We start from the raw sequence: 13932 nt of genomic DNA on the forward strand, positions 1-13932 counted from the left end.
GAATTCGGACGCAGCCTGGTTTTTCATTCTTGCAAAGCGCATGGATTCAAACGATTTTTCTCCATTCTTCATAAATCGTTAAGGTAAAGACTCCGAACCTTTCGATCACGAATGTTTCCTTGTGAAATGTTTCGTGATCAAATGAGGGCACGTTTTTGCCATTTTTGACCCTGCTTAGCCGTCGGCACGCAAAAAACCGCTCGTGTCAACGACTAGGGACGTAAAACTTGACGATCAACCGACGCTCTATTTTCGCCGCTGCAACTATTGCTGCACTCTGTGCTTTCGCACCCCAAAGTGCAAATGCGAAGTCTTCCTGCGGTGGTGCCTCCTGGTACGCGCTGACATCGAAGACCGCCTCCGGCGAACGTATGAACCCGGCCAAGCTAACGGCAGCCCATAAGAGCCTGCCCTTCGGCACCAAGGTGAAGGTCACCAATGCGCGCAGCGGCAAGAGCGTCGTCGTGCGCATCAATGATCGCGGCCCGTTCATCCGCGGTCGCGTGCTCGACCTCTCCAAGGCTGCGGCCCAGAACATCGGCATGGTCCGCTCCGGCCATGCCAAGGTCTGCTACGAGATCATCGGCTAAGTCGCCCGACATACGGGAGCGGCGATCGGTTCATGGCTATAGACGCTTGCTCTTGCCCGTGATCGCCGTTACCACGCTCTCTTCTTTCAGAGGAGAATGACCATGCGCCTGGGCGGCCGTCTTGCCGGTGCGATCGAAGTCTTGAACGATATCGAGACTCGTCGCCGTCCCGTTGCCGATGCCCTCAAGGATTGGGGTCTTTCGCATCGTTTCGCCGGTTCCGGTGACCGTGCGGCGATCGGCAATATCGTCTATGATGCGCTGCGCATGAAGCTTTCCCATGCCTGGCTGATGGATGACGACAGCGCCCATAGCCTCGGTTGGGCCGTTCTGTTGCGTCAGTGGGGCATGAGCCTTGAGGCGCTCCAGGCGGATCTCGAAGGCGACAATTTCGCCCCCGCCCCCCTCACCGATAGCCAGATCCAGGCCTTTGCCAGCCGCAACCTCTCGGACGCGCCCTTGCATGTGCAGGGTGACATCCCCGACTGGGTGCAGCCCTCGTTCGAACAGGCCTTCGGAGACGACTGGCTGGCTGAGGCACAGGCGCTTGCCACCCGCCCGACGCTCGATCTGCGTGTCAACACGCTGAAGGCCAACAGGGACAAGGTGCTGAAGGCGCTCGATCGCTCCGGCGCCCAGGCCTCGCCGATCGCCCGTTTCGGCATGCGTGTGCCGGCAGGCGAAGGCCCCTCGCGCCTGCCGAACGTCACGGCCGAAGTCAGCTTCCAGAAGGGCTGGTTCGAGGTGCAGGACGAGGGGTCTCAGATCGTCGCCGATCTCGTGACACCGCGCGAAGGCGATCAGGTGCTCGACTTCTGCGCCGGCGGTGGCGGCAAAACGCTCGCGATGGCGGCTGCCATGAACAACAAGGGCCAGGTGCACGCCTATGACGCCGACCGCAAGCGGTTGGCCCCGATCATCGAGCGTCTGAAACGCGCCGGCACCCATAATGTTCAGGTGCATGACAGCACAAAGGGGCTTTCAAGCCTCAAGGAACGCTGCGACCATGTGCTCGTCGATGCGCCCTGCACCGGCACCGGCACATGGCGCCGTCGCCCCGACACCAAGTGGCGCCTGACCGACCGGAACCTGCAGGAGCGTGTGGCGCAGCAGCAGGAGGCCCTGGCCGAGGCCTCGACCTTCGTCAAGCCGAACGGCTCCCTGCTCTATGTCACCTGTTCGGTGCTGCCGGAGGAAAATGACCGCCAGGTCCAGGCCTTCTGCAAGGCCAATCCGAGCTTCGAGATCGTCTCCGTGGTTGAAGACTGGACGCGTCTTTTCGGGGCGTCAGCCCCGAAGCCGCGCTCGGCGGATGGCAAGACCGTGACACTGAGCCCCGCGAGCATGGATACCGACGGGTTCTTCTTCTGTCGCATGCGTCGTCGGCCGACGTGATTTGACCATAGTCAATTCCAACAGTTGTTTCTTATAGTCGACTGTTTGACACCAGTTTCTTTTTGCGCGAAGACATGGCGTCCGTTCAATACGAGGCGCCCATCGGCGCCGAAGGGAGACACCATGATCCGGAAATCCGTCATCGGCGCATCGATCGCGCTGCTCGTCACATCGGCTGCCATCTTCGCTGGTCCGGCACTTGCCGCGCCGGCACCCAAGGACGTGCTGACCCACTACAGCGCGCTGGCTGAAGCCAAGTTCCAGGATGCGCTTTCGACCGCCAAGGCTCTCGATGCGGCCATCGACGCGCTGATCGCCAAGCCGAGCGACGAAACGCTGAAAGCCGCGCGCGCGGCCTGGATCGCCGCCCGCGTTCCCTATCAGCAGACGGAAGTCTATCGCTTCGGCAACCCGATCGTCGACGATTGGGAAGGCAAGGTGAATGCCTGGCCGCTGGATGAGGGCTTGATCGACTATGTCGACGCCGGCTACGGCACCGAGAGCGACGGCAATTCGCTTTACGTGGCGAACGTCATTGCGAACCCGAAGATCAAGATCAACGGCGAAGAGGTCGATGCCTCCAAGATCACGCCGGAGTTCCTCGCCGAGACGCTGCACGAAGCGGGCGAAGTCGAAGCCAATGTCGCGACCGGTTATCACGCCATCGAATTCCTGCTCTGGGGCCAGGACCTGAACGGTACCGGCCCGGGTGCTGGCAACCGCTCCTTTACCGACTATGACACCGCCAATTGCACCAATGGCAATTGCGACCGCCGCGCCGCCTACCTCAAGGCCGCTTCCACGCTGCTGGTCCAGGACCTCGAAGAGATGGTCGCTGCCTGGGCGCCCGAGGGCGAAGCGACGAAGGCCGTTCTCGCCGACGAGCAGAAGGGCATTTCCGCAATCCTCACCGGCATGGGTTCGCTCTCCTACGGCGAACTCGCCGGCGAGCGCATGAAGCTCGGCGTACTGCTGCATGATCCGGAAGAAGAGCATGACTGCTTCTCCGACAACACGCATGCCTCGCATCTGAACGACTCCATCGGCATCGCCTCTGCCTATACCGGCGAATACACCCGCGTCGACGGCACGAAGATGACCGGCCCGTCGCTGTCGGAACTCGTCGCCGCCAAGGATGCCGCACTCGATGCGGAAATGAAGGGCAAGCTCGACAAGACGCTCGCCGCCATGAACACCATGGCCGAGCGCGCTCAGACCAAGGAGGCCTATGACCAGATGATCGGCGAAGGCAATGCCGAGGGCAATGCCACCGTGCAGGCCGCCATCGACGGCCTTATCGACCAGACCCAGACCATCCAGCGCGTCATTGCGTCGCTGGATCTCGGCACGATCGAGCTTGAAGGCTCCGACAGCCTTGATAATCCTGGCGCGGTCTTCCAGTAAGCAGCAAAGGCGGGCCGCCCCTTCAAGGGAGCGGCCCGATCCCCATCATGAGAACTCGCAAGGCCATCCTCGCCGGCCTCGGCATGCTTTTGACGACGGGCCTCACAATCTCGCCCGTTGCCGCAGGAGAGGCTATCGGGCGAACCGATCTGACGCCGAAGGACAAGTCCCGCGTCATCACCGTGACCCGCCCGACGCAGGACTTCGGCAAGGCAGAGAGTTTCGAACTCATGCAAGGCGGGGCCGGCACGTCCCCACGCGGCGTGAGCGCGGACTCCTTTTCCGACTTTTCCGCCAATATCACCTTCGCCGAAGAGCAGGAATTCAAGCTCGGCAATGCGCTGTTCCGCAAGCTCTGGGTCTCCTCCCCCTCCTCCACCCAGGCGTCCGACGGTCTTGGCCCCCTGTTCAACGCGCGGGCCTGTCAGAGCTGTCACCTGAAGGACGGGCGCGGCCATCCGCCGGAAGGCGACCGCGACCATACCTCGATGTTTTTCAGGCTGGCGCGCGCTGCCGCGACAGGTGAAGAGCAGGCCAAGCTTGAGCGGCTCGACATCGCCTCGCTGCCCGATCCCGTCTATGGCGGCCAGCTTCAAGACCAGGCGATCCCCGGCATGGCCGCCGAAGGCCGCATGGTCATCACCTATGCCGAGGAGCCGGTGACGCTATCAGGCGGCGAGACGGTGATGCTGCGCAAACCCAGCTACTCCGTCAGCGATCTGAACTACGGCCCACTCGATCCAAGCACGACGCTTTCGCCGCGCATCGCCAATCCGATGATCGGGCTCGGCCTGATCGAAGCGATCCCCGAAGAAGATATCAGGGCACTTGCCGATCCCGACGACCTCGATGGTGACGGCATTTCCGGACGCGCCGCCCGTGCCCGCGACCACCGGACCGGCGAAATGAAGCTCGGCCGCTTCGGCTGGAAGGCGCAGAATGCTTCGGTGCGCGATCAGAGCGCCAGCGCCTTTGCCGGCGATATCGGGATTTCGACGCCGGATGATCCCAGGCATTTCGGCGATTGCACGGAGAAGCAGACCGCCTGCTTCGGGGCCGCCACCGGTGTCCAGCCGCGGCTCGGCGACACGGAAGCGCCGGATCCCGTGCTCGACCTCGTCACCTTCTACGCCAAGAACCTCGCCGTGCCGAAGCGCCGCGATGTCGATGACGCCGAAGTCTTGCGCGGCAAGGAGATCTTCTACGCCAGCGGCTGCATCGCCTGCCATCGGCCGAAATTTGTCACCAGCCGCAAGGCCGAGAACAAGGCGCAGGCCTTCCAGCTGATCTGGCCCTATTCCGATTTCCTGCTGCACGACATGGGCGAAGGGCTTGCCGATGGCCAGGCCGTGGGTGATGCCACGGGCCGGGAGTGGCGCACGCCGCCGCTCTGGGGTATCGGTCTGACGCAGGTGGTGAGCGGCCATAGCTTCTTCCTGCATGACGGCCGGGCGCGAAGCCTGACCGAGGCCATTCTCTGGCATGGCGGGGAGGCCGAGGCCGCCCGCGATGCCTTTGCCGCAACCAACCCCGAGGACCGCAAGGCCCTGATCACGTTTCTGGAGTCCCTCTGATGCGGTTAATTACGCGCCTTGCTCTTCTCTCCACGATGTTGCTGCCACTGCACGCCCTGGCGCAGGAATCGAGCCCGAGTGTCGGTGTGCTCGATGTCGCCAAGGTGCCGACCGTGATGGCCCGGGCCGTCGACGACTTTATCCGTCCCGGCTACCGCCATTTCACCGAAGAGGCAGCGACCATGGAAGAATCCATGGCCATGCTCTGCGAGGCGCCCTCGACCGACAGCCTGTTGAACGCGCAATCGGCCTTCGGCGATGTCGTTGAAGCCTGGTCCCGCATTGAGATCGTGCGTGTCGGGCCGGTCATTGAGGGCAACCGCTTCGAGCGCATCCTGTTTTTCCCCGATCGCAAGGGCACCGGGTTGAAGCAGGTGCAGGCTGCCCTTGCCAAGCCAGACCCGAGCGTCACTTCGGTCGAGACGTTAAAGGGCAAGAGCGTTGCCATGCAGGGGCTCGGCGCGCTGGAATTCGTGCTCTTCGGCACCGGCTCGGAAACGCTCACGACCACCGAAGGCCATTACCGCTGCCAGTATGGAACGGCGATCGCGGCAAACCTCAAGCGCCTCGGCTCGGAACTATCTGCCGCCTGGGATGCGCCGGATGGTGTCGCGGCGACCTGGAAGACGCCCGGACCCAACAACCCGCTCTACCGCGACGAGGCCGAGGCCGCCAAGGAACTGCTCGGCGTGCTCGTGCATGCGGCCGAGACGATCCGCGACCAGCGGATCGAACAGTTCTACAAGGGCGATCCGAGGAAGGCCCTGCCGCGCCAGGCGATCTACTGGCGTTCGGGCAATACCTTCCGCTCGATCACCGCCAATATCGAAGGCCTGCGCGACTTGCTGGACACATCGGGCATGGCCGAGCTTCTGGCCGAGGACAATCGTTCGGTCGTCTCCTCGACCGATTTCGTCGCCCGTTCGCTGTCACGGGTCTCAGCCGACATCAAGCCGGATGTGGCGAAGGTCTTCGAGGATCCGGCCCAGATCGCCAAGCTCGACTTCCTGCTGCTCAACAGCCGCGACCTGATCCTGAGACTCAACAACGATCTCGGCGGCGGCATCGGCCTTGCCGCCGGCTTCTCCTTCTCCGACGGCGACTGAGATGATCGCAACGCCGCTCATTGATCGCCGTGCCTTCCTGCGCTCCGCTGGCCTCGCTTTTGTCGCGGGGCTTGGCGCCCGGTCGGCCTTTGCGCTTGAGCGCACGGATGCAGTCTATGCCAGTGGCCTCAAACGTCCGGACGGTAGGTTCGCCATCGGGCTGGTCAGCGAGGCCGGCAGCCTGATCGACGAGATCGCGCTGCCGGGCCGCATCCACGGGCTCTGCCACAGCCCCGCAAACGGGCTGTCGGTTGCCTTTGCCCGGCGGCCCGGGACCTTTGCCGTCATCTTCGACGCCAAGAAATCCGTTGAGCCGCGCATCATCGCTGCTGCGGAAGGCCGCCACTATTTCGGCCACGGCGCTTTTTCGCCCGACGGCCGGCTCTTTTATTCGAGCGAAAACGACTTTGACGCCAATGCCGGCGTGATCGGGATCTACGACTGCATCTCCGGCTTCGAGCGGGTGGGCGAGGTTCCGGCCCATGGCATCGGCACGCATGACATCACCGTCACGGCGGACGGGCTTCTGGTCATCGCCAATGGCGGGATCGAGACGCATCCGGATTTCGGGCGCACCAAGCTCAACCTCGACCATATGGAGCCATCGCTGGTTCTGGCCGATGCCAAGACCGGGGCGCTGATCGAGAAGCACACACTGCTTCCGGAGCTGCAGCAGCTTTCCACGCGGCATCTCGACGTGGCCGCCGACGGTCGCATCTGGTTCGCTTGCCAGTATGAAGGCCCGCGCACCGATCGGCCGCCGCTGGTCGGATATTTCTCGAAGGGTGAGCCGGTTTCCTATGTGCAGCTACCGGACGAAACGACTGACCGGCTGGGCAATTATGTCGGCGCCATCGCCGTCAACCGATCGCAAGGTCTCGTCGGCATCGCCTCCCCGAAGAACGGCCTCTGGGCCGTGCTCGATGGCAAGCATGGTCGGCTGATTTCGGAGACGGTGCTGGCGGATGCGGCCGGCATTGCCCCCTCGCGAAAGAGCTTTGCCGTCTCCTCCTATCGCGGCGATTTCCTCGGCCCACAGAGCCCTGTCGCCTGGGACCAGCATATCATTCGCCTCTGAAGGCTGGCAGAACCAGATGTGGAACACTAGATCATCCTCATGTCCAAGATCCTGAGCTACATTCTCTTCATTGGTTTCGTCGTCGCTGCGGGCCTTCTCGCCGGCCTCACCAACATGCCCGGCGAGTGGTACCAGTCGCTCGAAAAGCCGTTCTTCAACCCACCCTCCTGGCTCTTCGGCCCGGTCTGGACCACGCTTTACGTGATGATCGGCGTGGCCGGCGCCCGGATCTGGCAGCGGGCGCCGAAATCGGCGGCCATGCAGCTCTGGTTCGCGCAGATGGCCTTCAACCTGATGTGGTCGCCCGCCTTCTTCGGTCTGCAGAATCCGGAACTGGCGTTGGTGGTCATTGCCGGCATGCTGGCAACGATCATCGCCTTCATGGTGAAGGCAAAGCCGATTGACCGTATCTCCACCCTGCTCTTCGCGCCCTATCTGGCCTGGGTCGCCTTCGCGAGCGTGCTCAATCTGAGCCTTGCCTGGCTGAACTGAATTTCCGTTTCGCTGGCTTGCCTGCCTGGAACGACCGTGCCAATTTCGCCGCCAAAGGGGACAGGGCATGGTGGACTACGATCAGGAAACGGTCGAAACGCGCATTCGGCAGAGTTTCGCGCGTCAGGGGGCAATGGAAACGCTTGGGGCGGAGCTTTCGCGCGTCAGCCCCGGCGTGGTCGAGATCGAACTTTCCTATGACCGCAAGCTCACCCAGCAGCACGGCTTCCTGCATGCCGGCGTGATCTCCGCCGCACTCGACACCGCCTGCAGCTATGCCGCCTATACGGTGACCACACCGGAAGTTTCGCTGCTCACCATCGAATTCAAGGTGAACCTGATGTCGCCGGGGCGCGGCGAGCGCTTCCTGTTTCGCGGCGAAATCACCAAGCCCGGCTCCAACATCATCGTTGCCGATGGTCGCGGCTATGCGCTGACCGACGGACCGGCCAAGCTGATTGCCTCGATGACCAGCACGATGATGGTCATTCGTGGCCGAGAGGGAATTTCCGGATGACCTATGAGATGAAGCCGATCGCCGGCAAGACCGTGCTCTTCGTCATGGCAGCCGATGCGGAATATGGTGTCTTCCTGCGCACCCGCATCTCGCCGCTGATGACCGGCGTCGGACCGGTGGAGGCAGCCGTCGTCCTGACGAAGGAGCTCGCCCGCCTGTCGAGCCATGACGACCTGCCGGATCTCGTGGTGTCGCTCGGCTCGGCCGGATCGGCCACACTCGAACAGGCGGAAATCTACCAGGTCTCGGCCGCCTCTTACCGCGACATGGATGCCTCTGCCTTCGGTTTCGAGAAGGGCAAGACGCCGTTTCTCGATCTTCCCGTCTCCGTCGAGCTACCACTGCGCATTCCGGGCATTCCAACGGCGACGCTCTCGACCGGCGCCAATGTCGTCTCCGGTGCTGCCTACCAGGCGATCGACGCCCAGATGGTCGACATGGAGACCTTCGCCATCCTGCGCGCCTGCCAGAGCTTCAACATTCCGCTGATCGGGTTGCGCGGCATTTCCGATGGCCGCCACGACGTCAACCATATCGACGACTGGACGCAGTATCTGCATGTCATCGACAAGAAACTGGCGCTTGCCGTCGATGGCCTGCAGACAGCGCTGGAAGACGGCGTCTTCTGGTTCTGAGCGGCTGCACAAAAATTCGAGGTTCTCTGGGCGATCTGCCATTGAAACGGGCCGCCTTTTTCTTTAAAGGCTCGCCATGACCCAGACAGCACATCCCGACAGTGTTCTCATCGTCGATTTCGGCAGCCAGGTAACGCAGCTGATCGCCCGCCGCGTTCGTGAATCCGGCGTCTATTGCGAAATCGTCCCCTTCCAGTCCGCCGAAGAAGGCTTCCATCGGTTGAAGCCGAAGGCGATCATCCTGTCGGGAAGCCCCGCTTCCACGCTCGATGAAGGCAGCCCGCGCGCCCCGCAAGTGTTGTTCGACAGCGGTCTTCCGATCTTCGGCATCTGCTATGGCCAGCAGACCATGTGCGCCCAGCTCGGCGGCAAGGTCGAAGGTGGCCATCACCGCGAATTCGGCCGTGCCTTCCTCGAGGTCGAACAGGATTGCGATCTGTTCAGCGGCCTCTGGTCGGTCGGCTCCCGCCACCAGGTCTGGATGTCCCATGGCGACCGCGTCACCGCGATCCCGCCGGGCTTCAAGGTGCTCGCCACCTCCGCCAACGCGCCGTTTGCCTTCATCGCCGACGAGGCGCGCAAGTATTACGCCGTGCAGTTCCACCCTGAGGTCGTGCACACGCCCGATGGCGCGAAGCTCATCCAGAACTTCGTGCAGAACATCGCCGGCGTGAAGGGCGACTGGACCATGCACGCCTATCGCCAGAAGGCGGTCGAGCAGATCCGCGCCCAGGTCGGCGACAAGCGCGTCATCTGCGCGCTGTCCGGTGGCGTCGATAGCTCGGTTGCAGCGCTGCTGATCCACGAGGCCGTTGGCGACCAGCTGACCTGTATCCTCGTCGACCACGGGTTGATGCGCAAGAACGAGGCAGCTGATGTCGTTGCCATGTTCAAGGAACACTACAACCTGCACCTCATCCATGTGGATGCCGTCGACAAGTTCGTCGGCGAGCTGGAAGGTGTTTCCGACCCGGAAACCAAGCGCAAGATCATCGGCCGCCTGTTCATCGAGACCTTCGAGGAAGAAGCCAAGAAGCTCGGCGGCGCCGATTTCCTCGGCCAGGGCACGCTCTATCCCGACGTCATCGAAAGCGTCTCCTTCACCGGCGGCCCATCGGTGACGATCAAGAGCCACCACAATGTCGGCGGCCTGCCCGAGCGCATGAAGATGCAGCTCGTCGAACCCTTGCGCGAACTCTTCAAGGACGAAGTGCGCGTGCTCGGCAAGGAGCTCGGCCTGCCCGATAGCTTCATCGGCCGCCACCCCTTCCCGGGTCCGGGCCTTGCCATCCGCTGCCCGGGCGGCGTGACGCGCGAAAAGCTCGACATCCTGCGCGAAGCCGATGCCATCTATCTCGACGAGATCCGCAAGGCCGGCCTCTACGATGCGATCTGGCAGGCCTTTGCCGTGCTGCTGCCGGTGCAGACCGTCGGCGTCATGGGCGATGGCCGCACCTATGAATTCGTCTGCGCGCTCCGCGCCGTCACCTCAGTCGACGGCATGACCGCCGACTTCTACCACTACGACATGGAATTCCTCGGACGGGCTGCCACCCGCATCATCAACGAGGTCCGCGGCATCAACCGCGTCGTCTACGACGTGACGTCGAAGCCGCCGGGCACGATCGAGTGGGAGTGATCGGATGACAACGGGGCTGCCTTTGGCGGCCCCGTTTTCGTTTGGGCTCGGGTGTGTCAGATGCGCTGCATCGTTTGCTTCAACAGCCGTGCCTCGAGCATTTCCGAACCGAGGCTCGCCAGCAGAGGCGAGGAGTTGAGCATGCGATCCAGAACCTCCTCACGCGCGACGCACTCGGCCAGCGCCGGATGCACCGTCTCGTCGAAAACCAGCAGATCGGCGGAATAGACGACAGAGCGCCTGCGCGTCGCGACGGCTTCGAGTTGCACACGGCCAGCCCAGCCGAAAGCATCGCCGGATGCGAGAAGCCGCAAAGGCCGTTCGGGCGCATTCGAGAGGAAGCGGTCCCGATCCACGCCATCCGGAATGCGTGAAGCGACGGCGTGATAGAGCAGGTAGGGGTCCGAGGTCAGGCTGCCATAGTGATCGGCGAGCATGAAGGCGACGGGTCCGAGGAAGAGGGCCGCCTGGCGGGCAACCAGCCTGGTGTCGTTTGGCGGGATGAGCGGCAACCGGTTCGGACCAAAATCGGCGGCAAGGATAGGCGCCAGCTCTGCATCAAGGTCGATCTCTTGCCGCAATACCTCTTCATGAATACCACCGTCCACGACGAAACCTGCAAGTTCCGGCGGGATGGTTTCACCCGGGCCGAAGCGCAGGAAGCGGCCGAAGCGGGCGATTTCTGCCAGAACCGGCGGGCCGTGCAACGGCCCCTTCTCCGGGGTGTCCCGCCCCTCGCCCGTCATGGGGATCCCCTGACGATCGAAGGCATACCAGAGGGCCGTCAGCACGCGTGAGCCGAGAGATGTGACATCAATCGGCTTGGTCGTGTGGCACCGCAGCGCGTATTGCATGACACGGGTTTCCGGAACTGGCCCCTTGATGACAGCGGAGGGCAGCGGATCGGTGGCCACACCCGGAATGCCGCGATCCAGCACATCCTCGATCACCTTGAATACCCGCATGGGCGGAATGTCGTCGGGAATGAGGAAGGGAATCGTCGCTCTCACCAGCTGACCGCGGCGCACGACTTCCACGGCATCCGTCGCCAGCATGCTGTTGGGCAAGATGACCGAGCTGCCATCCGCCGTGCGCAGGAAGATTGACCGCCATTTCATCGCCACGACCTCGCCCTCGACGGAGCCCTTGCGGATGAAATCCCCTACCCGCAGGGGGCGCTCAAGTTCCAGGGACAGGCCAGAAAACAGGTTGCCGAGCGTGTTCTGCAAGGCAAAGCCCAGCACCAGCGAAACGATTGCCGACGTCGCAAGCAGGTTGGTGATGTCGAATGCCATGCCATAATGCAGCCAGAACAGCATAGCGGCGACATAGATGACGATCGAACTCATCACCTTGACGAGATCGGTGGTCCGGCTGTTGCCGTCGGAATCATCGACAAGGCTGTTGACGAGAACCTCGGCAAAACGTGCAAGGCTCAGCGCCGTCAGGAAATAGGCCGTATCCCTTAGGATCGGCGCCCATTCGCCATGATCGGGTGCCAGCGTGACGAACAGCAGCCAGATGAGGGCCGTGGAGGCAACCAGGAGGGCGGAAAGGAGATAGCTCATGGCTCCCTCTTTTTCCCGGCGAGATCCGGAAAGAGCCGCAGCGCTTCGTTGAGACTGACCTTGAGCCGGGCGATGGACTGTTCGAGATCGTAGAACTGGCCATTCATCGGGACGCGCGGCTCGGCCGTCTGCCACTCAACGCCAAGGCTGGTCTCGATCGTCCGACGGGTGATGACCTCGAGAGGATGGGTGACATACCGGCGCAGCAGGAGCAGAAAGACCGCCAGCGACAGCACGAAGACGCAGGTGAGTGCGCCGATGGTCACCGCGAGGCTCTTGGCAGCCTGCCCGTTCGGGCCCGCAACAGGTACCTCGACCAACTGCATGCCGATCACATCGCCCATCTTCCAGCCGAAACCATTGTTGCCGTATTTCGCGACCATCGAGGCGGGCGCTGCTTCGGGAGTCGAGTGACATTGCAGGCAACCTTCGTTCGGCATGCGCAAGGGACGCGCAAGGAAGAAGCGTCGGTCGGCCCCGTCGCCCACCTCCCCCGACATTTCCTTGAGTTCCAGGTTCTCCTGAAACTCCTGCAGGAGCGTCACCTCCCAGTCGTTTGCCCGATCCGCGATGTTGGTCGGATTGAGCGATGCCTCGCGGTAGCGATAGTCAGGAAACCGCTCGCGCAAGATACCGAGTGTCGCCTGTGCCCCGTAAGACGGCACCATCTGTGGGTGGAACTCCTCATAACCAAGCGACCGTACCAGGGGGGCAATCTGGGTACTGGTGTAGTTGCGCATCGCCAGCCCCATCTCGAGCAGCACGCGCGACTTCTCATTCACTTCGCTGCGGGCCTGCCGGAATTCGAGGGTATAGGAGATGTAGCCCGCAACCAGCAGACCGAAGACGAAGCAGACGGCCAGGATCAGTCCAAGACGAAACTCTATTCGCATAGTGCCTCCGGGGGGTTGGCGGTGTCATGGATATGCGAAGACATGAAGATGATGCGCTGCAGCATAACCCTTGCAGGACAAGTGGCAATCTGTCGCATCGTCCAAAAATGGCTGGTTCTCTGGTTTGGCGCGCCGAGCAAAGCGCTGCTAGGAATCGGCCAAACGCTTTGCTATCTCTCGCCCGGACTCTTGAGGAACGAAAAGAATGACCACCATCTACGGCATCAAGAACTGCGACACGATGAAGAAGGCGCGTACCTGGCTCGAGACCCAAGGCGTGGCGCATGACTTCCACGACTACAAGGCCAGGGGAATCGACGCTCAGACCCTCGACAGCTGGATCGGCAAGGTCGGCTGGGAGGTGCTGCTCAACAAGGCAGGCACCACCTTCAAGAAGCTCGATGACGCGCAGAAGGAAGGGCTCAATGCCGCAAAGGCCAAGGCGCTGATGCTGGCGCAACCGTCGATGATCAAGCGGCCGGTGCTTGATGTGGATGGGGCGCTTGTGGTCGGCTTCAAGCCGGAGACCTATCAGCAGACCTTCAAGGTGTGACGCCATGGCCAAGACCACCCGCGCCACGCAGTTTCTCGACAAGGCCGGGGTGGCCTATACCACGGCGACCTACGACTACGACCCGAATGCCGAGCGCATCGGGCTGCAAGCGGCAGAGGCGATCGGCGAGCATCCCTCGCGGGTGTTGAAGACGCTGATGGCGGAACTCGACGGCAAGCCGGTCTGTGTCGTCGTGCCCTCCGACAGGGAAGTGTCGATGAAGAAGCTGGCGAGCGCCTTCGGCGGCAAGTCGGCAGCGATGATGAAGCCAGCCAATGCCGAAAAGCTCACCGGCTTCGTTGTCGGCGGGATCAGCCCGTTCGGCCAGAAGAAGCAGGTGCCGACAGCGATCGAGATCACAGCGATGGACGAGGCGCTCGTCTACATGAATGGCGGCCAGCGGGGCTTGCAGGTGCGGCTATCGCCCAGGGATGCGTTGTCGGCGCTTGGGGCCATCGCGGCACCGCTGGTAGCCTAGCGAATAGCGG

14 protein-coding genes are annotated in these 13932 nt (G+C 62.6%); 12 read left to right on the forward strand and 2 right to left on the reverse strand.

Going from position 1 to position 13932, the window contains the following annotated elements:
• Positions 1-227 precede the first annotated feature (227 nt).
• From J2045_RS05710 to guaA, 10 genes are all read left to right on the forward strand, one after another.
• Positions 228-590 carry a septal ring lytic transglycosylase RlpA family protein gene (locus tag J2045_RS05710; RefSeq protein WP_307370349.1) on the forward strand — a complete coding sequence of 121 codons (363 nt, stop codon included), beginning with the start codon at positions 228-230 and terminating at the stop codon, positions 588-590.
• A 102-nt stretch (positions 591-692) separates the two neighbouring features.
• Positions 693-1985, forward strand: a complete 1293-nt coding sequence (locus J2045_RS05715; protein WP_307370351.1) for an RsmB/NOP family class I SAM-dependent RNA methyltransferase — start codon at positions 693-695, stop codon at positions 1983-1985.
• A 123-nt stretch (positions 1986-2108) separates the two neighbouring features.
• Positions 2109-3389, forward strand: a complete 1281-nt coding sequence (locus tag J2045_RS05720) for an imelysin family protein (RefSeq protein WP_307370353.1) — start codon at positions 2109-2111, stop codon at positions 3387-3389.
• Positions 3390-3436: 47 nt separating this feature from the next.
• Positions 3437-4963, forward strand: a complete 1527-nt coding sequence (locus J2045_RS05725) for a di-heme oxidoreductase family protein (RefSeq protein ID WP_370872996.1) — start codon at positions 3437-3439, stop codon at positions 4961-4963.
• Complete coding sequence (locus tag J2045_RS05730) at positions 4963-6069, forward strand: imelysin family protein (RefSeq protein ID WP_307370354.1); 1107 nt, start codon at positions 4963-4965, stop codon at positions 6067-6069. Before J2045_RS05725 ends, J2045_RS05730 begins: the two co-directional genes overlap by 1 nt.
• 1 nt (position 6070) lies before the next feature.
• A complete protein-coding gene (locus tag J2045_RS05735) occupies positions 6071-7147 on the forward strand; it encodes a DUF1513 domain-containing protein (RefSeq protein WP_307370358.1) in 1077 nt (358 codons plus the stop codon).
• Positions 7148-7186: 39 nt separating this feature from the next.
• The gene (locus tag J2045_RS05740; protein ID WP_307370361.1) at positions 7187-7639 is read left to right on the forward strand and encodes a TspO/MBR family protein; all 453 of its coding nucleotides are present in this window, start codon (positions 7187-7189) and stop codon (positions 7637-7639) included.
• A 67-nt stretch (positions 7640-7706) separates the two neighbouring features.
• Positions 7707-8156: a PaaI family thioesterase gene (locus J2045_RS05745; protein WP_307370364.1), complete on the forward strand. Its 450-nt coding sequence runs from the start codon at positions 7707-7709 to the stop codon at positions 8154-8156.
• Positions 8153-8791, forward strand: coding sequence for a 5'-methylthioadenosine/S-adenosylhomocysteine nucleosidase (locus J2045_RS05750; protein ID WP_307370366.1), 639 nt, complete (start codon positions 8153-8155; stop codon positions 8789-8791). The genes J2045_RS05745 and J2045_RS05750 overlap by 4 nt, the downstream gene beginning before the upstream one ends.
• A gap of 76 nt (positions 8792-8867) precedes the next feature.
• Positions 8868-10430, forward strand: a complete 1563-nt coding sequence (gene guaA, locus J2045_RS05755) for a glutamine-hydrolyzing GMP synthase (protein WP_307370368.1) — start codon at positions 8868-8870, stop codon at positions 10428-10430.
• 56 nt (positions 10431-10486) lie between these two features.
• Here guaA and J2045_RS05760 read toward each other — a convergent pair whose 3' ends face one another.
• Together J2045_RS05760 and J2045_RS05765 are read right to left on the reverse strand one after the other, a co-directional pair.
• The gene (locus tag J2045_RS05760; protein WP_307370370.1) at positions 10487-11998 is read right to left on the reverse strand and encodes a mechanosensitive ion channel family protein; all 1512 of its coding nucleotides are present in this window, start codon (positions 11996-11998) and stop codon (positions 10487-10489) included.
• Positions 11995-12891: a Tll0287-like domain-containing protein gene (locus tag J2045_RS05765; RefSeq protein WP_166599981.1), complete on the reverse strand. Its 897-nt coding sequence runs from the start codon at positions 12889-12891 to the stop codon at positions 11995-11997. Before J2045_RS05765 ends, J2045_RS05760 begins: the two co-directional genes overlap by 4 nt.
• Before the next feature lie 205 nt (positions 12892-13096).
• Between J2045_RS05765 and J2045_RS05770 the strand changes: the two genes are divergently transcribed.
• Positions 13097-13444: an ArsC family reductase gene (locus J2045_RS05770; RefSeq protein ID WP_307370373.1), complete on the forward strand. Its 348-nt coding sequence runs from the start codon at positions 13097-13099 to the stop codon at positions 13442-13444.
• A gap of 4 nt (positions 13445-13448) precedes the next feature.
• Positions 13449-13922, forward strand: a complete 474-nt coding sequence (ybaK, locus tag J2045_RS05775) for a Cys-tRNA(Pro) deacylase (RefSeq protein ID WP_307370375.1) — start codon at positions 13449-13451, stop codon at positions 13920-13922.
• Positions 13923-13932 lie beyond the last annotated feature (10 nt).

The sequence above is a fragment of the Peteryoungia aggregata LMG 23059 genome, assembly GCF_030814435.1.
GTDB lineage: Bacteria > Pseudomonadota > Alphaproteobacteria > Rhizobiales > Rhizobiaceae > Allorhizobium > Allorhizobium aggregatum.

Excerpts from the sequence above, each read along its gene's own strand:
- J2045_RS05715 (WP_307370351.1), top strand. The coding sequence starts at position 693 with ATGCGCCTGGGCGGCCGTCTTGCCGGTGCGATCGAAGTCTTGAACGAT.
- J2045_RS05720 (WP_307370353.1), top strand. The coding sequence starts at position 2,109 with ATGATCCGGAAATCCGTCATCGGCGCATCGATCGCGCTGCTCGTCACA.
- J2045_RS05725 (WP_370872996.1), top strand. The coding sequence starts at position 3,437 with ATGAGAACTCGCAAGGCCATCCTCGCCGGCCTCGGCATGCTTTTGACG.
- J2045_RS05730 (WP_307370354.1), top strand. The coding sequence starts at position 4,963 with ATGCGGTTAATTACGCGCCTTGCTCTTCTCTCCACGATGTTGCTGCCA.
- J2045_RS05735 (WP_307370358.1), top strand. The coding sequence starts at position 6,071 with ATGATCGCAACGCCGCTCATTGATCGCCGTGCCTTCCTGCGCTCCGCT.
- J2045_RS05740 (WP_307370361.1), top strand. The coding sequence starts at position 7,187 with ATGTCCAAGATCCTGAGCTACATTCTCTTCATTGGTTTCGTCGTCGCT.
- J2045_RS05745 (WP_307370364.1), top strand. The coding sequence starts at position 7,707 with ATGGTGGACTACGATCAGGAAACGGTCGAAACGCGCATTCGGCAGAGT.
- J2045_RS05750 (WP_307370366.1), top strand. The coding sequence starts at position 8,153 with ATGACCTATGAGATGAAGCCGATCGCCGGCAAGACCGTGCTCTTCGTC.
- guaA (WP_307370368.1), top strand. The coding sequence starts at position 8,868 with ATGACCCAGACAGCACATCCCGACAGTGTTCTCATCGTCGATTTCGGC.
- J2045_RS05760 (WP_307370370.1), bottom strand. The coding sequence starts at position 11,998 with ATGAGCTATCTCCTTTCCGCCCTCCTGGTTGCCTCCACGGCCCTCATC.
- J2045_RS05765 (WP_166599981.1), bottom strand. The coding sequence starts at position 12,891 with ATGCGAATAGAGTTTCGTCTTGGACTGATCCTGGCCGTCTGCTTCGTC.
- J2045_RS05770 (WP_307370373.1), top strand. The coding sequence starts at position 13,097 with ATGACCACCATCTACGGCATCAAGAACTGCGACACGATGAAGAAGGCG.
- ybaK (WP_307370375.1), top strand. The coding sequence starts at position 13,449 with ATGGCCAAGACCACCCGCGCCACGCAGTTTCTCGACAAGGCCGGGGTG.